This is a genomic window from Candidatus Merdisoma sp. JLR.KK011 (assembly GCF_036941125.1).
Classification (GTDB): domain Bacteria; phylum Bacillota; class Clostridia; order Lachnospirales; family Lachnospiraceae; genus Laedolimicola.
On the sequence record NZ_JAYWSZ010000004.1, the window covers coordinates 1 to 18,820 of the forward strand.

General features: G+C 47.2%; 22 protein-coding genes. All 22 read right to left on the reverse strand.

Features of this window, described 5'->3' with window-relative positions:
• Window positions 1-45: 45 nt before the first annotated feature.
• Window positions 46-1,275 carry a phage major capsid protein gene (locus VV089_RS13445; RefSeq protein ID WP_334336263.1) on the reverse strand — a complete coding sequence of 410 codons (1,230 nt, stop codon included), beginning with the start codon at window positions 1,273-1,275 and terminating at the stop codon, window positions 46-48.
• Window positions 1,276-1,300: 25 nt separating this feature from the next.
• A complete protein-coding gene (locus tag VV089_RS13450) occupies window positions 1,301-2,116 on the reverse strand; it encodes a head maturation protease, ClpP-related (RefSeq protein WP_334336264.1) in 816 nt (271 codons plus the stop codon).
• A gap of 1 nt (window position 2,117) precedes the next feature.
• Window positions 2,118-3,521, reverse strand: coding sequence for a phage portal protein (locus VV089_RS13455; protein WP_172528987.1), 1,404 nt, complete (start codon window positions 3,519-3,521; stop codon window positions 2,118-2,120).
• A 1-nt stretch (window position 3,522) separates the two neighbouring features.
• Window positions 3,523-5,316 (reverse strand): terminase large subunit, encoded by a 1,794-nt coding sequence (locus VV089_RS13460; protein WP_334336265.1) that lies wholly within the window; start codon window positions 5,314-5,316, stop codon window positions 3,523-3,525.
• On the reverse strand, window positions 5,316-5,858 hold the full coding sequence (locus VV089_RS13465; RefSeq protein WP_172528985.1) for a phage terminase small subunit P27 family: 543 nt from the start codon (window positions 5,856-5,858) through the stop codon (window positions 5,316-5,318). The genes VV089_RS13460 and VV089_RS13465 overlap by 1 nt, the downstream gene beginning before the upstream one ends.
• A 77-nt stretch (window positions 5,859-5,935) precedes the next feature.
• On the reverse strand, window positions 5,936-6,454 hold the full coding sequence (locus tag VV089_RS13470) for a hypothetical protein (RefSeq protein ID WP_334336266.1): 519 nt from the start codon (window positions 6,452-6,454) through the stop codon (window positions 5,936-5,938).
• A 779-nt stretch (window positions 6,455-7,233) separates the two neighbouring features.
• Window positions 7,234-7,659, reverse strand: coding sequence for a hypothetical protein (locus VV089_RS13475; RefSeq protein WP_334336267.1), 426 nt, complete (start codon window positions 7,657-7,659; stop codon window positions 7,234-7,236).
• A 30-nt stretch (window positions 7,660-7,689) separates the two neighbouring features.
• Window positions 7,690-8,271 carry a hypothetical protein gene (locus VV089_RS13480; protein ID WP_334336268.1) on the reverse strand — a complete coding sequence of 194 codons (582 nt, stop codon included), beginning with the start codon at window positions 8,269-8,271 and terminating at the stop codon, window positions 7,690-7,692.
• The gene (locus VV089_RS13485; RefSeq protein ID WP_334336269.1) at window positions 8,261-8,479 is read right to left on the reverse strand and encodes a hypothetical protein; all 219 of its coding nucleotides are present in this window, start codon (window positions 8,477-8,479) and stop codon (window positions 8,261-8,263) included. The genes VV089_RS13480 and VV089_RS13485 overlap by 11 nt, the downstream gene beginning before the upstream one ends.
• Window positions 8,480-8,666: 187 nt before the next feature.
• Entirely contained in the window at window positions 8,667-10,067 is a 1,401-nt protein-coding gene (dcm, locus tag VV089_RS13490; protein WP_334336270.1) for a DNA (cytosine-5-)-methyltransferase, read from the reverse strand.
• Window positions 10,068-10,087: 20 nt separating this feature from the next.
• Entirely contained in the window at window positions 10,088-11,653 is a 1,566-nt protein-coding gene (locus tag VV089_RS13495) for a ParB/RepB/Spo0J family partition protein (RefSeq protein WP_334336271.1), read from the reverse strand.
• Window positions 11,653-12,180, reverse strand: coding sequence for a hypothetical protein (locus VV089_RS13500; RefSeq protein WP_334336272.1), 528 nt, complete (start codon window positions 12,178-12,180; stop codon window positions 11,653-11,655). Before VV089_RS13500 ends, VV089_RS13495 begins: the two co-directional genes overlap by 1 nt.
• Window positions 12,140-12,442 carry a hypothetical protein gene (locus tag VV089_RS13505; protein ID WP_334336273.1) on the reverse strand — a complete coding sequence of 101 codons (303 nt, stop codon included), beginning with the start codon at window positions 12,440-12,442 and terminating at the stop codon, window positions 12,140-12,142. The genes VV089_RS13500 and VV089_RS13505 overlap by 41 nt, the downstream gene beginning before the upstream one ends.
• Before the next feature lie 13 nt (window positions 12,443-12,455).
• Window positions 12,456-12,851 (reverse strand): hypothetical protein, encoded by a 396-nt coding sequence (locus VV089_RS13510; RefSeq protein ID WP_334336274.1) that lies wholly within the window; start codon window positions 12,849-12,851, stop codon window positions 12,456-12,458.
• Window positions 12,852-12,864: 13 nt separating this feature from the next.
• Window positions 12,865-13,647 (reverse strand): hypothetical protein, encoded by a 783-nt coding sequence (locus VV089_RS13515; RefSeq protein ID WP_334336275.1) that lies wholly within the window; start codon window positions 13,645-13,647, stop codon window positions 12,865-12,867.
• A gap of 2 nt (window positions 13,648-13,649) precedes the next feature.
• Window positions 13,650-14,423, reverse strand: a complete 774-nt coding sequence (locus VV089_RS13520; RefSeq protein WP_334336276.1) for a ParA family protein — start codon at window positions 14,421-14,423, stop codon at window positions 13,650-13,652.
• Between the two features lie 173 nt (window positions 14,424-14,596).
• Window positions 14,597-14,881 (reverse strand): hypothetical protein, encoded by a 285-nt coding sequence (locus tag VV089_RS13525; protein ID WP_334336277.1) that lies wholly within the window; start codon window positions 14,879-14,881, stop codon window positions 14,597-14,599.
• Window positions 14,881-15,342, reverse strand: coding sequence for a VRR-NUC domain-containing protein (locus tag VV089_RS13530; RefSeq protein WP_334336278.1), 462 nt, complete (start codon window positions 15,340-15,342; stop codon window positions 14,881-14,883). Before VV089_RS13530 ends, VV089_RS13525 begins: the two co-directional genes overlap by 1 nt.
• 131 nt (window positions 15,343-15,473) lie before the next feature.
• Window positions 15,474-16,130, reverse strand: a complete 657-nt coding sequence (locus VV089_RS13535; RefSeq protein ID WP_334336279.1) for a cell wall hydrolase — start codon at window positions 16,128-16,130, stop codon at window positions 15,474-15,476.
• Complete coding sequence (locus VV089_RS13540) at window positions 16,024-17,067, reverse strand: rolling circle replication-associated protein (RefSeq protein WP_334336280.1); 1,044 nt, start codon at window positions 17,065-17,067, stop codon at window positions 16,024-16,026. Before VV089_RS13540 ends, VV089_RS13535 begins: the two co-directional genes overlap by 107 nt.
• Before the next feature lie 363 nt (window positions 17,068-17,430).
• Entirely contained in the window at window positions 17,431-18,576 is a 1,146-nt protein-coding gene (locus VV089_RS13545) for a phosphoadenosine phosphosulfate reductase family protein (RefSeq protein WP_334336281.1), read from the reverse strand.
• Between the two features lie 61 nt (window positions 18,577-18,637).
• Window positions 18,638-18,811, reverse strand: a complete 174-nt coding sequence (locus VV089_RS13550; RefSeq protein ID WP_334336282.1) for a hypothetical protein — start codon at window positions 18,809-18,811, stop codon at window positions 18,638-18,640.
• Window positions 18,812-18,820: the final 9 nt, after the last annotated feature.

The following is an 18,820-nucleotide window of genomic DNA, read 5'->3' on the forward strand; positions in this document are numbered from 1 at the left end:
CTCACCTGCTTTCCTGCAGGGGCGGTCATCCCGCCCCGCTCATTTCTACCCGTTCACGACCTCCGTGATTTCTCCCTTGATGACCGCCCCCTTGTCAACGGGCTGCACGTCAAAACGGTCACGCACCTTGATTCCGGTCAAGTCCTTTTCCCACATCCCCGAACCTTTGTCGTTGATGTCGATGGTCAGCACGTTCCGGTCAAAAAGCGTGATTGCCTCTTTCAAGTCACCGCAGAAAACAGGATGCTTGTACCCTGTGACCGTCGTTCCGTCCTCTGCAAGAATCTGCTTTGATTTCAGCGTCTTTTTTGACAGTTTCACAATCGGGTATTCCCCGAAAAGCAGCTTTCCCTTTGTCTGCAACGTCGGGTCTTTCTGCAAGATGTAATTGCCGTCCGAATCTTTCAGCTTGTCAAGGAAATTGAACCCACTCTGATTCGTGATGACAATAGAGGTCGCTGCCACCGCAGGGTCAAGCTGCTCGTTGAAAATATCCTTGAGGCTGTCAAGGTTGGAAACGACCACCTCTTTCCCCACCGTCATGGTGTTCAGCACTTTCAGAATCATCGCATTGCGGGTCGCCTTTGTCTTTTTGGCAATCCATTTGTTGATATACGCCATGATGTTGGCTGCCGTGTCCTCAAGCAGTTCGGCGGTCATCTTGAGGATTCCACCCTTTTTCTTGACCTTGTATTCGATAGGCTCGAAAACGGGTTCGTCCATTTCCGGAAAATCCGCAGCCTCGTCCACATTGTCAAACGGCGTGGATTCCGCATCGACCTCAATGTTCCTCGTGCCTGTCTTTGTGGTCACGCCCTCCACGTTGACATACTGCTCAAGGTTGTCGGAGGAACGGCGCAACTCGATGATGTCGGTTCTGATGTCCTCCGGAATCGTCACCCCGATGCCCTGCTGCCCCTCGTCGTTCGGCGTTGCATCGGATGTCAGTGCGTCCTTGTAGACTTTCACGTCTGCCTCGTCCGGCTCAACGTGCAGGAATCCGGCTTTGATGATATTGACAAAAGACTTGACAAGGTTCTTTTTGTCAGCCTTTTCACCGCCGATGACCTTTGCCGTTCCCCTGCTGACCTTGTCCTCGATTCCCTCGTGTTCCTCCTCGTCCAAATCGAAAAGCAGGTCGAATTTTTCCTGCAACGCCTTGAGTTCCTCTTTCGCTGCCCTCGCCTTGTCAAGTTTCCCATCGTTTACAAGGCTCTTGACCTCGTTCTTTTTGTCATTGATTTGCCTCAAAAGTTTCTGCAATTCTTTGTTCATGGTCTCTTTTTCTCCTCTCCATTTTTCAAATACCGTACAAATCCAAATCCGCAAGAATCTCCTGCTTTTCTTCCTCGATTCTCCGGTTTTCACGGTTCTGCATTTCCTCAATCACCGCATCGACGATGTCATCCGTTCCCGTCCTGCCTGTCTCCCCGACCTGCTCCGGAACATTTGCGTATCTGTCAAAAAAGTCAGACGTACACGCTGCGACCGCTGCCCACTCCTCAACCTCAACATCGAAATACTCTGCCAGTTTTTCTCCGTTGAACCACGTCTCCGCTGCCATGAGAGCCTTGAGTTTATCCCTCGTCACACCGTCTTTTGTGTGCTGTTCATAGATGTCAAGAATGGAATCCTCGCACAAATTCAACTGTTTTATGGATTCCTTGTGGTCGTCTGCATTTCCTATCGTGATGCACAAGGGCTTGTGAATCATCGCCTGTGCGCCCGTTGCAAAATGCAGTTCGTCACATGCAAACATGATGACGGATGCGATGGATGCAGCCATCCCGTCCACATATCCGACCTTTTTCCCGTTGTACCGCTTTAACTGGTTGTAGATTGCCAGTCCTGCGAACACGTCACCACCTCCGGAGTTGAAATAGATGTCGATTTCCTCATATCCGTCCAACTGGTTGAGAAAATCTGCGATGTCCTGCGGGCATTTGTCCTCCTCGTACCACATGGACTGCCACGTCGCCGACACGATGTCTCCGTAAAAATACAAGGAACATCTGCCCTGCTCCTCACCCTCGGAAAAATCCAGATACCCGACTTTTTCCATCTTTCCGGTGCGCCTGTTCTTTTTTGTGAAATCAAAACGTCTTTTCAATGCCATTTCAATCACCTCCCTCCTCTGTTTCCCCGTCCTCTGCCTCGTCGGTGTCGTCCGGTTCTTTTTCCTCTGTGACCTGCTGCCCTGTGTCCGGCTCATTTTCCTCCGGCTGCTCCGGTTCTGCGGTCTCCTCTGTCTGACCGCCTTTCTGATATGCTGCCCCCGCCATAGTCAGCGGAACAATACTGCCGTTTGCAAACAGTTCATCGCCACCCTCCGCATCCGGCATGTCAAGTTTTCTCCTCGCCTCGTTTGGCTTGATGATTGACCCTGTGACACCCTCTTTCAGATATGACATTTGCGTCTTTGAATCTGTCCGGAAAAGCACTTTTTCGTTGTATTTATAATAAAATCCGGAATCCTGCTCCTCCTCCGTCGCTATCTTGAAATTGATTTCCTCCTCATACTGTTTGATGATGAACAATTCCGTATCAACATAAAAAGATAACTGCTGCAATTCACTGTTCGCATAGGATGACTTTGAATAGTCGTTAATCTGATTCGGTTTCACCCCGAACGCTGCTGCAATCTGCAACGCCGTATACTTTTTCAGTTCAAAGAACTGCGAATCGGTCAGCTTGATGTCCAGGGGCGTGAGTTTCATCCCCAACGGCACGGGCAGGATTTTCCCGACATTCTTTGCCCCGCTGCCGAACTCCTCAAACGATTTCCGGAGAGCCTCTTTTGCCCCATCATTCAGTTCGCCCGTATATTCAAGCGTCGCTTTTGCCGTCAGCCCGCTTTCATACATTCCGTTCATAAACTCCTGTGATGCCGATGCCCCGCTCACGGTGTCTCTCAATATCTGCTGCACGGGCAATCCCGTGATTCCGTCAAAACTGAATGATGTCTTGAAGTGCATCACCTCGTCTGTGCTGAAAACGTACTGTCTGCCGGATGTCGGGTCGGTGTAGACGTACCACAAACGCCCCACCCCTGCGAATATCCCCGCATCATCGACAACTATCTGCACACAATTTGACTGCATCACCCACAGGTCAATGATTCGGAACTCTCCCCCGTACCGCTGCCGGATGAACTTTTTCCTCATGTACACATAGGCGTTCCCGTAGTGGTTGCGGTTCATTTCAACGGTATTCCAAAATACCGTAGGTGTCATGAACGGGTTCGGTCTCTTTGTCAGCAGCTTTGACGTTTCTGTCTGTTCTGCCTCCACGATTCCCCTGTCCGTTTTCTGATAGTATTTGATAGGCATTTTCGCAAGCGTCTCCGATAGCATCTTGAGGCATGTGAAATATGTCACCTCTGATGTCGGTTTCCTTTTCCGGCGCAATCCCAGTGATTCAAGGAAAGACTGTGAGTTCAGCGTCCTCACCCCTCCGGTGTCCTGCGGTGCGCCCCGCCACCAGTTCACGAAACGGCTTGCAAGCCTCTGAAACGGATTCATTTTATTCACCACCTTTCACATATTTCTTGTATTGCTCAAGCCATTCATTCACGGATTCGTTGATGTCCGGCTTGTATTCCTCTTTCATTGCGGGTTTCCATGCGTCAATGATTGCGTCAATCGGGTCGATGCGGTCTGTCGTGATGTCCTTGTCAATCTTGATTTCCCCGTAATTGTTGGAAATGGTCTTTGCGTTTGCGATTGACCATGTCAGCAGTTCATCAACCGGAACGACTTTCTTTTTCTCACCCTTTCCGACCTCAACGCCCTCAATCTCCACGTTGCCCGCAAGGATTTCCAGTCTGAAATCGACGGTCGCATCGTTCAACTCTTTCGCCGTCTGCGTTACGGACACGGAATCGAACCCCAACGCCTCAAGGTCTGACAGGAACGCCGACGCATTGTGCGGGTCATAACAAATCAACTGCGGTTTCAAACCATGCTTTTTCACAAGTTCCTCAAGGTACTTGATGATGTATTTATAATCTGTCTTGATTCCCCCCAGTGTTTCCGTGACCGTCACAAGACCTTTTTCAATCCATAGGTCATACGGAATCTTGTCAGTCTTGATGTGTTCGTCTACCCGTGACTTTGGTATGAACGAATGTGTATGTACAAAATACTTTTTCACATCGCCGACCATGTGCGGGATGATGATTGCGATTGATGTCAAATCCCCTCCGGATGACAGGTCAACCCCGACATAGCATTTTGAGCCTTTGAAATCTTTCAGCGATTTCGGAACGGCGCACATCTTCCACTTTGCAATTTCCTTGATGTACATGGAATTTGACCACTGCATCCACATATTAAGCTGCTTTACAAGGAAATCCCGTAAATCCTCCCCGCCCATGTCACGGGCGGTATGCGCCACCGGAATGAGGTTCTCGACCGCATCCGCATCAAACTCTAAAATAGGGTTCGCTTTTATCCAGTTTTCCGGAGTATACCAGTCATCCTCTGCGTCCATCTGTGCGATGTACACGAACTGACTGTCATTCTCGAATACGCCCCTTAAAAGATTGCAGCAGTATTCGTATAATTTATAGCACGGCGATTTCAAATCGAATCCCGCCGTTGTGATGACGGAAATCAGTGCCGACTTGAGTTTCTTGATACCTCCCTCAAGCAGTTTGTACATCTGATTTGTCTTGTGTGCGTGGTACTCGTCAACGATTCCCAAATACGCACGGTGTCCGTCCAGTGACTTTGTGTCTCCGGACAGTGCCTTGATTTCCGAATGAGTGAACAGGCAGTCTATTGTGTGGTTATGCTCATGTACCTTGAACCACTCTGACAATTCCTCGTCCGAATTGATGAATTTGACGATTTCATCAAAGACGATGTTCGCCTGGTCTTGCTTTGTGGCTGTACAGTATATTTTCCCGTACTTGTAACCGTCGAAATTGCCGTAATATGCAGCCAAAATCCCATTGATGAATGACTTTCCGTTCTGTCTCCCCAACTGAATGTAGGACGTTCTGAACCGTCTGTATGACTTTTCTTTCGTCCTCCACCCGTTTATTGAGCCTAAAATGAAACATTGGAACGGGTATGCCGTGACGCTTTCCTGCTCCTCGCCCTCCGCAATGGTGAGTTCCTCTGCAAAATTGATGATTTTCTCGGACTGCTCAACGTCAAAATAGTACCTATACGGTGCAGCTTTTGACTTTTCAATGTCGTCAAGATGCCTCTGACATGCCAGTCTGACAAGTTCTCCGGCAATGATGCGCCCCTCTGTGACATCAAGGGCGTATTGTGTGCATCGGTCGGTGATGCGCTCCGCTTTTGCCATTATGCGTTAGCGTATTTGCTGAACTTGTTTTCCGGTTTTTCCTTGCCCGCTTTCGGAACGACCAAACGGCAACGGCTCGACACCGTCATCCCGAAATCGCTTGCCCCCTGCCGACACTGTTTCATGCAGCGGTCTTGTATTATCATGAGACGCTCACGCTCCCCGTTCACGACCTGCCGTGTTCCGACCTGCACCTGCTCTTTTTCCCCCGTGTCCGGATTCGTCTGTGTCTCATAAACCGGAACATCCAACATCAACGGCGTTTCCCTTATCTGCGCCGTTATTTCAAGATATTGTTCCTGTGCTATCAGCAGCCTCGCAAGCGCATCACAATCAACATTTGCAATCAGTTTGATTTCAAGCAGCTCTTTCGCCATTTTCCGGAATTTCTTCTTGAGTTCCGGCGTTAGGTATGACGGGGGCTTGACCTTGTCATTCGGTGCGACGACCTCGGCGTTTTTCCTCGCCTCAATCTCCGCTTTTGTGAGGTGTTTTTTGCCTTTCATGACCACCAAATCCGTGGGCTGTCTCTGTCCTGCCATCGCAACGTCAACCCCCTTTCCGTCTAGTGTTCAGCGTTTTTGTGTCACATTCTGACACCCCCTCCGGCGTACCCTGTTTACTGAAATTTCCGTGGGGAGTTTTCTCCACGGAAAAGAGGGGGCGTGACTAGAAAAGCATCACTCAAAACTTTTTCATATCCCCCCGCCTCTTTAAAGTGGCGTTCAATCAGTGACCTCAACCGTTTCTGCGTCGCTCTCATGCTTGCGTTGCTCTGTTTATATAGTGCTGTGATGGTGCTGTGCGTCTCATGCTTGAGAGGTATCAAGTTCAGCGGGTTCAACCTCTGCTCCCAGTCCTCCTCAAGTTCAACGATGTGGTGAATCGGGTCGGATTCCTCAAGAGTTTTCAGTTCGTGCAGGACATACAATGCGTATATATCCACATGCCCGTACACGCTCATGATGACCGGACGCAATGTCCGCCACTCCTTTGATATGTAGAACTCTGCTGCCCTCTGGTCTCTGCGTGTATTGTTGTACACCACATACCTTGACTGCTGCCTCTGCTCACATTCCCCACACATCTTTATTGATTGAGGAATCAGCTTTCCACACCTGCATGTTTTCAATAGCATGGTTCATCCTCCTCCCTTTGTTCCCGTTCCTGCTATCCGCTTTTGAGAGGCGGGCAATAGACCGCATCGCTGCGCCCTGCTGCCCGCTATAACAGGAGGGCGAACAGGCAAGAAAAAAGCGACTGCATCTCTGCAATCGCTCGTCTCAACTGTTCACGCTACCATAATAACACATTTATTTTGACTTGTGTTCACCATCTTTTTACCACAAAAAAACCACTGTTTTACCACGTTTTTTACACTATTTTCACTCCGTTGTATGTATTTCCCCTTATTTCCATAAGTACAAATAAGAGACCAAACTATAAATTCTCTTTAAATACTCCGGCTTTATCTTTCCAATAATATCCACTATTGCATTTCTATAAATTTCTGCCTCCATCACTTTGCTGACACACTCATTCCCGTTCATCGTCATTCTCCTTTCAAAATCATTCTTGAAAGAAGTTCTCAATCATGATAGAATATTTCATGGAAGGAAACTTCTTGTTGATAGAGTGTTGTGTTGATTGCTAGTCGGGCAACACTCTATTTTTGTTCAATCTGCTTTTCCACCAATTCTATACCCGTCATAATAACATCTGTTCTAGTCATACTTAATTTATCAGCACAACTCTGAATCCTTTCTGCCTCATTCTTTGTTATCCTTATGTTTAAGTTAACATTTCTCGGATTTTCTTTTGGTGGTCTCCCTGTGCGTGGACTCAATATTTATCACCTCACTTTTTGCCCTTGCAATAAATATGTTATTATAGCACGCGCAAAAAGTCAAGCACTTTTTAAAATTTTTCTATAATTGCCCTTGCACCGAACAATTTCACTGAAAGTTTTTGAACCATGTTTTTACACCATCGTTTCGGAGAATTTTTACCACAGTTATTTTCCTTTGCAATATCCTCGTATGTTCTCCCTTTTATGTAAATTTCCTCAAGAGCCTCATATTTGTATAACTCTCCTGCTGCCTCTGCATCCTCTTTCAGCGATGCAAGGGCTTTTTTCAAATGATAGAACAATATGATAGTTTCTGCCTTGCACTCTTTGATTGATTGCAAAAACGCCTTTTCTGCCGATATATTATATTTATCTATATCTGGAATCTGTGACACTTCCGACACCGCATCATTGATATACCGCTCCATTTCACGATAGTTCTCAAGATATAAATATGTCTTGTCGATGACCGTCTGTTCTTTTTCCTCTTTCACGCCGATTCCTCCGTTTCTGTTTCCACTTCTTTATTTGCTGCTCTCCTCTTTCAGAATATGCTCATTCTGCATCCTCTGTAATTCCGTCAAGCCCTTTCTGAACTCCATGTCATCACCGTTCATGCAAATGTCGAAAAGCCGTTCGTACTTCTCAATATTCTCGAATATGAACCTTGCCTCCGCTGCCGTCCTGCTCGCACTAAGGAACATCCCTTTGACCGCCTCTTTCATGGTTTCACACCGCAGTCTTTCCTCCTCGGTCTGTGGCGGTGTCTCCGCAATCATTTTGTTATAGGATTTGTCGATTGCGTCCGAAATCGGCTTTTTCCACCCCACTCCAACCGACATCAACTGATATTCAATATCCTCAAACGTGTTCCCCTGTGCAACGCCCGTGATTCGGATTTCTTTCTTTCCTTTTGCGGAAATCAGAATCAAATCGTCATCATATGCACTCATATAATAGTTTAACTTTGCGTCGAAATTCTCCCTCGGATTTATGATGATTTCCGGTTGACTGCTGCCCGCCGTTTCAATCCTTACCCCGACATATCTTGCCCCCTCTACCTTTGCATTGATAAACAACGCTTTTAATGCGCTTTTATTCATCATCCTGCTGCCTCCCATCTTCTCCGTCTGCTCTTTTTCGGTTTTCTTTCACTTTTTCTACAAGTTCCCGTGTACATTTAGAACACATATCCATTTCAAAACTGCCATTTCCTGCAAAAAAGAACATCCTACTCCCATATTGAATATTCACCTTATTTCCCGTTTTTTTTCTCACTTCTTTTCCGCACAAATCGCATCTAACTAATTCCATGATTTTCCTCCTCTCCAATATCATAAGGAATCCCGTTTCTGATGGTCTCCTCGTCCTCTAAAGTTTATTTTCCGGATTGATAATGATTTCCAGCTCGCTGCTGCCCTCGGTCGCAATCTTTACGCCAATATACCTTGCCCCCCCTCTACCTTTGCATTGATAAACAACGCTTTTAATGCGCTTTTATTCATTGTCCTGCTGCCTCCTGTTTTCTCTTTTCCACTGCAATAATTCCGGCGAACACTCTGTCCGCACACTGGACCGCAATACTATTCCCTAGCGACACATATCTCGCTGTGTCGGATGAATCTTTTCCATCTGACCTCTTTTCCGTCCATCCGTCCGGAAATCCGTTAAGTCTTTCGCACTCTGTCGGCGTGAATCTCCTCACTTTATATTTTTTATGTTCTTTTTCACCTTGCAGCAGATAAAGCGGTATTTTCCATACGCTCCCCTTTGGTTCTTCTATTTCCGGAAAATCAATGTAATAATCAGCCTCATTTTCGCAACCTGCCACTCCACAAATTCCCACTCCCACATCATCAAGCAGATTTTCAGAAATATTGTTCTGTTTAACGCATTTTTCGCAAATACACGCCCAGTATCTTCCATCCTCGTTTTTTGCGAAATCATCAAACGGAATTATCTCATTTTCAATTATTAGGCTTGTGTCTCCCCTTATTGATGTATTCGCTCCCGCCGTCTGCGTATTCGCTACATCGCTTATTCTATATCCATGATGTTGATATGCCTCCGCAAACGTCATTTCTTTTCTCACAATCAAGGTTTCACTGCCTCCTCCGTTGTTTCCTCTGCTTCCCCTTAGTGTACCGATTCCCTCTGCATACGCACCATATCCGCAATCCCTATATGGAATATGCTCTATATTTGTTGTTCCAATGCCTCTTTCAGAACTCCGGGCAATATCCTGTTTCGTTGTTCTGCCCTGCGTAGTATACCCAAGCATGCTTTCGCACTCAAATAATATTTCTCCTGCACTGTCTCCTGCAAAATCATGTACAAGGTAGATACGTTTTCTACGTTGGGGCACTCCCCAGTATTGAGCATCCATTTGTCTCCATGCGGTACTGCCAGTGCTGCCTCTAACCATTCCGGCTGTCGCCCACTTCCCGCTTTTAGGTATTGGAATATAGGTTTTTGTGATTTCTTCAAGCACCCGGCGAAAATCCTGTCCTTTATTGCTTGAAAATGCTCCTGCCACGTTTTCCCATATAATATATTTGGGGTATTTCCCATTTGTCGCACCTCTCATTTCATAAATAATTCGTATTGCCTCAAAAAAAAGATTTGATTTTTTTCCGTCAAGTCCTCTTTGGTCTCCTGCTATTGAAAGATTCTGACATGGTGAGCCGAAACTGATAATGTCCACGGGCTGAATGTCCTCTCCCTTTATCTCCCTAATGTCTCCTAACTGCACAACATCCGGAAAATGATATTTCGCTATCTCAATACAATTTTCCTCAATCTCGCTCGCCCACACTGTCTCTATTCCGTTTTGCTTTGCTGCTAAAGGAAACCCGGCTATTCCATCAAACAAACTTCCTAATGTCATTTTCACATCATTCACCGTCCTGCTGCCTCCTCGCCTTATTCTCTCCCGCCGTCTCTCACGATGCTCACGGCTTTGTCAATCAATATGTACTCCTCACCCCCGTCAATGCAGCCGTCGCCGTTCGCCCTTATATCAGCGCATATCTGCCCCAAATCAGCCCCCTGCAACGCCTCCCCGTCCTTATTGACAAGCGATGTCGCCATGATGCAGAATCCGTCCTCAAGTCCTGTGTAATCTTCAAGGATATATGTCACCAGTTTCCTCACCATGCGTCCGGTGTTCCTGCCGTCCGCAAACTCCATCAATTCAAGGATGTCGCCCTCTTTATATCCCCTGTCATTTTTCCGGAGTTCAAAACTCTTTCTATTGCTGCAAGCGTCCTCGAAATAGGATTCCCCCAGTCTTATCTGATGCACTTTCTGACCATTCTCGCCGGATGTAGACGGAATCTTGTTCATGCTCTCCTCGTCTGCCTTTTCACGGAGTTTCTTTGCGGTCTCCTTGTCAATCCTGTCCTGCTCGTCCGAATACCGCTGCTCGTCGGTCTTGTACGCCTCCGCTCTGTTCTCGTACTGGTCGCACTTTGTACATGTTCCGGTTTTGACGTTGCAAGTCTCGTATTTTGTGCAGGAATAGCAGAGAGACGTGATTCCCTCCGGATGCGGTGTCTGATAGCCGTCTCCTGCTGCCATGTCAACCCCGATATATGCACCCGCCTCCTCTGATACCTTTTCCGGCTCTGTATTTGCCCCATTTCCGACGTTTTCGGTTTCCGGTGTACTCTTTTCCGGCTCTGCTCCGTTCTGCCCGTCTGTGGCGGTCTCTGCGCTCTCTCCGGTTGCTTTCTGCGTCTCCTGCTGCCCCGTTTTTCCCTCTTTCATCGTCTTTATTTCCTTGTGGGAGAGTTCGCCGGATTCCTTGAACCTTTCAAGTGCCTCCTGCTGCTCCTGTTTTGACATTCCGGATAGTTCATAGGCAGCGGAAAACGTGAGACGCTCGTTTGTCAGTTCTTCCTTAAATTCCGGAATCAGATTGTTATTGACAGATTCAATCTGTGCAACCTTTGTCTTTGACATGTGCAGCATGGAGGCAATGACATCCCGCAGCCGACCGGACGTGAGGTCATAGCCTTTTATCTGCTTTCCTGCTGCTTTCATCTTTTCCAGTGATTCCTTGAGGCGTTTTTCCTCCTCAATCATGTCGGCGACGCTCTTATTCCGGTATGCGTTCGCAATAATGATCTCCACCTGCTCCTCGTCCGCATCCTGCGGTGTGGTCAGCTTACTCGTCGCCATTTCAAACTCTTTATAACCCTTTGAGACAAGGTGCTTTAATGCAAGCCACCGCCTCTCCCCTGCAACAATCCTATATTCACCCTTTTCGCACGGCTCATATACAAGTTCAAGGTTCTGTTTGAGACCGAATGTCAGAATGTCTCCCGCAAGTTCCTCAACCGCTGCTATACTGTAAAAGTTCATTTCATTCCGGTACATCTTGAAAATCGAAATGTCTTTGGTGCGGAATCTCGCTTTCGGTGTCTCCTCGATGCCCGCCTTGCTATTCTTGTTTAATGCGTCCATGACGCTGAATCCCGTTGCCATCACAAAACCTCCTGTTTTCCGGCTTTTAGAGCCTCGTTTTCTGTCTCAAGTTCTTTCACCCTCTGTCTCAAGTCCTCAATTTCCTTTTGCTCCGCAAGTCTCAAAATCTCCTGTGGGTATAATTTCCGAACCGCTGACACAACCACCTCTTTCACATAGTCCTTTATTGCCAGTTTTTCCACACGCAACCCGACCGCATAATCAATATTTGATGCAATGTCTTTCATTTTTTCCTCAATCCGGTCGTCTATATCCCGTCTTGACACGGTGATTTCTCCCAATATTTCCTTGATTCCTGCATCAATCCGGTTCTTCACCTCTTTTTCAATCGGTGTCTCTTTGCTATAATACCCTCTTTCATTCCACTTTTTGAGAGTATTGTCCGCAAGCCTTTTGACCTCCTCCTCAAGTTCTTCATTGAAAAATTCCCTTGTTTTTGCCTTGACCGTTCCCGCAATAGCTTTTTCTATCTCTTTTGATAGAATCTCATTGTTTTCCATATCCACGGATATATTTATTCTTTGCATGGTTTTCCTCCTGTTTTTCACCACCGTTCAATGCCCGAACGATTTCACGATATTCTTTTTCCCTCTCGGAGATTTGTGCCTCTAAAACGTCTAACCGCTTGTATAGCTGATTGATTACACGGGAGGGCAGCTTTTCACCGTTCTTGACCAAAATTCGTATGATTTCATTCCGGTTTACGTCGTTTAACTCTGCTAATATCTGTAACTGCGTGTTTTGGTTTCTCGCCTCACGGTACATGATGCAGATTTCCCTCTCCGTCACGCCACATCACCCTCTATTCTGTTAATTTCTGCTTTTTAGTCTCCGTCCGCTCAACATTTATCTCACCTTTGCTATTTTGCGAAATTGAGGCTTTAACGCCCCCCCGTAGGTTTAAAGTGACCTTTGCAAGCCCTCCCGAATAAATTTCCTCGACTGCTGCCCGCAGTATGCTCACAATCCCCTCCCCGATTCTTTTCTCCGGTGCTGCATCCTCACCAAAAAGGACAGAAACATTTTTCAGTGCCTTTTCTTTCCGCTGCTTTTCTTTCTGATATTCGACCGCCTCCGGACACTGACAGGTCATTGTCGCCTTTTCCTCTGCCTGTGGCTGTGTCAGTTTTCCATCTGCCTCAATCTGCACCATCTGTCCGCAGAATCGACACGGTGCGGTATTTATAACATTTCCCATCGCCTTTCCTCCTTTACTCGATGAACTGCTCTGCCTTGAATCTGTCTCCCATATCCATGAAATACCCATACAAGAAATCTTTCTGTTTCTTTGTCAGATTCTTCATGTTGGTCACAATATAACCGCCACATCCGGACGGATTGTGAATCAGACAATATCCTTTGACCATTGAGAGGAAATCACGCTTTAATCTCAAGCAATTTTCTCCGTCTTTTCTCTCTTTTCTCCACTTCCAGTATTCTTCACCGAATCCTTTCTTTTCGCAGATTTCCTCCGCAGATTCTTCATGACACCCGAACGGGCTTTCCGTGAACTCTCCTGCCGGAGACAACCATCCGAACTCTTTTGATTCTGTCTCCTGCTGCCCCGCTGCCTCCTGCTCCTCTTTTGTGTTCGGCATGATTCCGTTTATGAAATTTTCATAATGTTTCCCGAACTTCTCTTTGTTCATCCCCAGTGCAACGATGCCCTCATAGTTGAGCGATTCGCCCTTTTCTCCGTTCTTCAGCATGAGCATCCGGCATGTTCCCCATTCCATTTCCGAACATCCTAAACCGTAGCAGTCCATCACATAATACAAGCCGATTCTCAAGTCCGGATTCTGCTGCACTTCCACCATGTCAATATAATTCTTGTTTTTCAGTGCATCCCACACGATATGAAAATAATATACGAATCCTTTTTCAAACGACCCGCATTTTCCGGACGGAGTGATTGTGATGCAGGTGTCGCACTTTCCACCTGCTTGATGATACTTGCATGAGGAATTATTGCATGTTATTTTCCGCTTTCCCACGCTCACACCTCCCTCATGAGTTCCTCAACCATGTTCCGATAGTCCTGCGTCACAATCCCCCGTTTTGAAAACTCCGGCAACGGTTTCATTGACATGGTCGCCTTTTCTGCAATGATAGAGCGACGAATCGGTGTCGTGAACATCTTCCACCCATACTCCTCATGCAGCCACAACTCCATGTCAAGGGAGGTCTTGTTTTTCTGTCGCATCGTCATGACGACCTTGATTTTCAAATCCGGATTGACCTCTTTCAAATCCTCGACCTGCTCCTCAAGATTCCGGAGAGCCTCGTTCTCAAATCCCCCTACCTTTGCAGGTGCAATGACAAGGGAGGCGGACAACAAAATATTGATGACCACCATGTCAAGCAGCCTCCCACAATCGCAAATACAATAATCGTATGCACCCGACACCTCCGTGAGCGCATCCCGCAGCCTTGTGACTTGATTTTCTTCCTGCTTGAGCAGCAGGTTCATGTCCGTCCGCATGAGATACCCGTTCGCCGGAATGATGTCAATGTGTTCATATTGCGTCGTCTGAATGAGTTCCGATGTCCGGTAATCTCCCCCAACATTGACATGACGCTCAAGCAGTTCACTCAATCCGATTCCCTCCGGCTCATACGCCCCGAACGTCTTTGACGTGTCGCCCTGCGGGTCTCCGTCAATCACAAGCACACGTTTCCCGTGTTCCTCTCCTAAAATATAGGCGATGGAATCGGCGGTTGTGGTTTTCCCGATTCCTCCCTTTGGTGACATTACTGCAATAGTTTTCATGTTGTTTCCTCCTGTTCTCTCTCAATCAATAATCTCTTTGATGACATCCGCATCGGTGCATATACGCCATGTTTTCCCCGACCTTATAAAGCAGAATCCCGAATATGACGAACGCCCCCAGTGCAATGACACCTGCTGCCATGATGAATTTTCTCGTCCTCCTCACCTCCCGCCTATAAATAAATTGTGTAATAGAGATTCATCTGTAAATCGCTGAAAGCAAATTCCGGTGTCTTGTCCGGCTCAAGCGGTTTCATAAGATTCCGCTCTTTCCACTGTTTATGACGGATTTCCGGAATCGCTCTGAATTTCTTGACTGCATCCGTCCGAATCTCCTCAAACATTTCATTGTGCATGAACAACAACGCAAGCCATCCGACGAAAACCTCTTTTTCATCCTTTAGGATTCGCAGCCTGTCAGAATTTTCAAGCAGCTTGACAAATTCCTCCAATGTCATCACGCACCGCCTCCCTTGACCTTGCCATCCTTGAGGATGCAGTTATTCGGGAGGCTCATTCTGTCGTTGCGCTCCATGTGCTTTCTGTCCGCAAGGCTCAAATATTCCGTAATGACTGTGATTGCCTCCTCTGCGGAATAACAGGTTGCGACGAAATGTCCGACTGCTGCCATGTCCGCAAGAAATTCCTTTTGCGAATCCTGCTGCCTGTTGTTCCCGTATTTCATTTCAATGTAAAGCCCGCAGTAAATCCCTTTCGGGTACGGGAGGCACAAATCGGAGACACCCGCTTTCACGCCCATCTGCTTTAATTTGACCGCCTCAAGGCGGTTCCTGCTGCCCCCGTTCGGGCAATGGTGCAGCCATTTCAATTCCGGATGATGGTTCACGTTGTACTGCGCCCACTGGACGACGGCAATCTGCTCCGTGTCCTCGCTCCTTATTGCATATTTCATGTTCATTTCTTTTCCTCTCCTTTCCGTTTCCCCGTCTATGGTGCAAATATGATAATGTTCGCAGAACAGGCATATATGACGGCAATCCTTGACCTTGAACATCCACAAAAGCCTCCGGAAAAGCTGCCCGACCGTCCTCACCTGTCCTCTCCCTCCTCGCTGCTGAAATAATGGTGTCCGATGACCGTGTACGGCGTTCCAAACGAATGAAAATTCCCCTCACGGAAATAAACCACCGAATCCGGAAAAATCCTCTCGTTGACCGCATCCTGCACCGCCTCAAGACACTCATCGTCAAGCGGTGCATCCTCGACCGAACCATTCCCCCATGAGGAAAACGCCCCGCCCTGCTTGATGACCTCCTCCACCGTGTCCGGAAAATTCTCTGATTCGACCCGATTCAAAATGACCTCCGCAACGGCGACCTGCCCCTCAAATTCCTCCGTCTTTGCCTCCGCAAACACGGTCTTTCCCATGAGTTCAAAGTCATCCAGTGATATGTAGTCAATGCCCGCCCTGCCATATACGGGAACCATGCCCTCAATGTGAGGTTTCACCCACTCCTCAAATTCCTTTTCCTGCTCCGGTACTGCTGCCCCTGTCAGCGTGTCGGCGGTCTGTGTGCATGAGGACACCGCCTCGATGTTCTTGACCTCCTCATGCCTCTCGCCCTGCTGCCCGCTGTCATCACCCTTGACCGCTGCCGTTAGCATGAGGATGACCACCGCCACCACCACGGGCAGAACCATCATCCGGATGTGCTTTCGCTTTCTTTCCCTCTGTCTCTTTTTCATTGTCCTTTTTTCTCCTCATTCTTGCGTGTATGTAGAACATGAAATTGAAATCGTTGTAATAAACGCCCGCATCCGTGAAATCAAATTCCGGATACCACCCCGCAAGCACTTCTCGAATGGAATCTTGATTCTTGACCATGCCGTCAACGTATTTCCCTATCGGTTTATAGCTGCCCTTGCCCTTTTCCGGCTGCTTTGAATGAACGACCTTGATGTTTGGGTCTTGCAGCCCTTGAGAACTATTCCACCGCTTTTCCGACTTGATGCGCTTCTTTTCCTTGACCATGTACCTTGACATTCCGGAGAGACCGTTTTCATCCTTTTGCAGCCTCCTCACCTCATTCCGGCTCGACTGATTCCAACATCCCTCAACCACATCCATGTCAAGCGCACCATCCATGACAATGTGATGATGCCACCGGATTTCTGCGTCCTCGTTGTACTCCGTCACATAGACATACTTTGCGTTCGGCAATCCCCGCTTTTTCCTCTGATAGTTCACCCGCCGTATGTAGTTCTGCATGTTCTTGATTGCTGCGTCAATGTCTCCGTCCGGAGGGAGGTGTTCGTCATCATAGGTCAGCGTCAACCATATGTCACGGTCGCCGAAATTCTGATTGATAAGACGCTCCACATATTTCCTCGCATTTTTATCATTCAGATTCTTTTGCGCCTTGCTGTTATCCTTGACAATCCTCTGCCCCTCTTTTGGTACATCATCCATTTTCCGGAACTGCGGATATATCTCAATTTCAAACTGTTCTCCTGCTGTTATCTCTTTGAGGGCATACACCATCTTTCTCCCGTGGGAAAACATATTCTCAAGAATCCATTCGTGCATGAACTCTATTGACTTGTTGTATGCTGCCTCATAGTCATACGGGATGAATTGCATCCCCCTCTTTTTCCTCTTTCTTTCCTGTCCTTTCTTCTCCATCTGACACACTCCCGTTATCCCTGCCCCTCAAGGTTTTCGCTGACTTGTTACTATCTATTACAAGGACGCTGAAAGCCCGAAAAATCCCTTGAAATGAGGCTTTTTTCATGATTTTATGCTTGTGTTTTGGTGTCAGATTTGTTATAATGTTTCTTGTAGAACAACTGACACAAAGACACGATTGAAACGGACGACTGCTGCCAACGGTCGCCCGTTTCTTTTTATCCTTTTCAAGCTGCTGCCTCTTTCTCTCTGACCTGCACTGTCACTTTGACCTGCTCCCGTTCAGAGATTATCCGTGCAATGGTCTCATAAAATTTCTTGATATTCTCTGCGCTCACCTGCTGTCACCTCCCGACCTGTTTATTTGTATCTGATGAAATCCTCCCCAAACTGCTCATTGAGCCAGTCAAAGACAAACCCCATCCCTAACCCCGAATTGCTCGGTTGCCACATTCCTTTTTCGTTCCACTCTCCTCCGTCGATGCAATATCTGTATAGCTTTGGATGTGTCTCTTTTAGTCTCTGAAATCTTGTGATTCCTCTATCTCTGTGGCAACCATAACCGCAGAATATACATCCAGTCCTTGAGCATCCAGTCGTCTTGAGCGGTCGTTCATCCGTGCCACCAAATCCTATATCGCAAAAATCAATCTGACCGTTTGTTGTTCCCATTTTTTTATAGTCCGGCACGATATTTCCATATACTGACGCTATCTCTAACCCCTCATTGAGAATCAATCTCAAAACATCCTGCTCCGTCCAAAAAGAAATAGGTTTTGACATCGGGCGGTCTGAATCAAACGCATTGCATCCGGTTTTACACCACGCATCAAGCCTCTGTTTCGATTCCTCTGCCATAGTTCCGACAATCGCTTTTCTCCCCGTTTCTGCCTCATACCTCGCTGCGGGTAACTCTTTCATCTTCTCGCAACACCGATTTGATATTTCAAAAGGTGCTTGCAGTAGAACCTCATACTTTTTGTATCTCTGTTTGTATTCTGAAAATGAGCCATCCGGATTCAAGCCTTTTAATTTATTTATGTATGACTGTTTTTTATCTTTGCTGTGCCTTGCACCATATATAATCTTCGATACCTCTTTACTGATAATTGGATATCCGTATTCGATTATCACTTGCCGGAAATTCATGTCCGGTCTCAACCTGTCAAAACTGATATTGATTCCGTACCGCTCCGCAACTTTCTTTGTGTTATATTCTGCAAACTCTCTAATTTCCGGATATTCGAGACCCGTATCGCAAAAAGCAACGTGCAGGTCGTAACCGCATGATGCACAATACCTCGCCACTAACTCAAGACAAACACTGCTGTCTTTCCCTCCCGAATAACTCAAATACACATCATCGCCGAACTCCTCGAACCACCCGTTAATTCTCCGTTCGGACATTCTTTGCTTTGAATCTAAAGAGAGGGCTTGCATCTGTCTCAATTCCCACGGCTGATGTCGCCAATCTTCTCGGCTTATCGGCTTTTTATTTTCTCTCACGTTGCCCCTCCTGCCCTTGCCCTGCCGTCTCTGACAGGGCGCATCTTGTCACCCGCTGCCGTCAAGCCGTTGCGACTGCTGCCTGTTTCCGTTCCTGCTCCTGCTGCCATCTTGCCCGTTCCTCCTCTTTGCCTGTCAAATATCCGGCGATGAACGACTTGTCAGATTCCGGCAATAACAGAAATTTCTCTGCAATTCCCTCAACCATTTCCCTTTTCTTTGCTTTTACTGTCATGAATGTTCC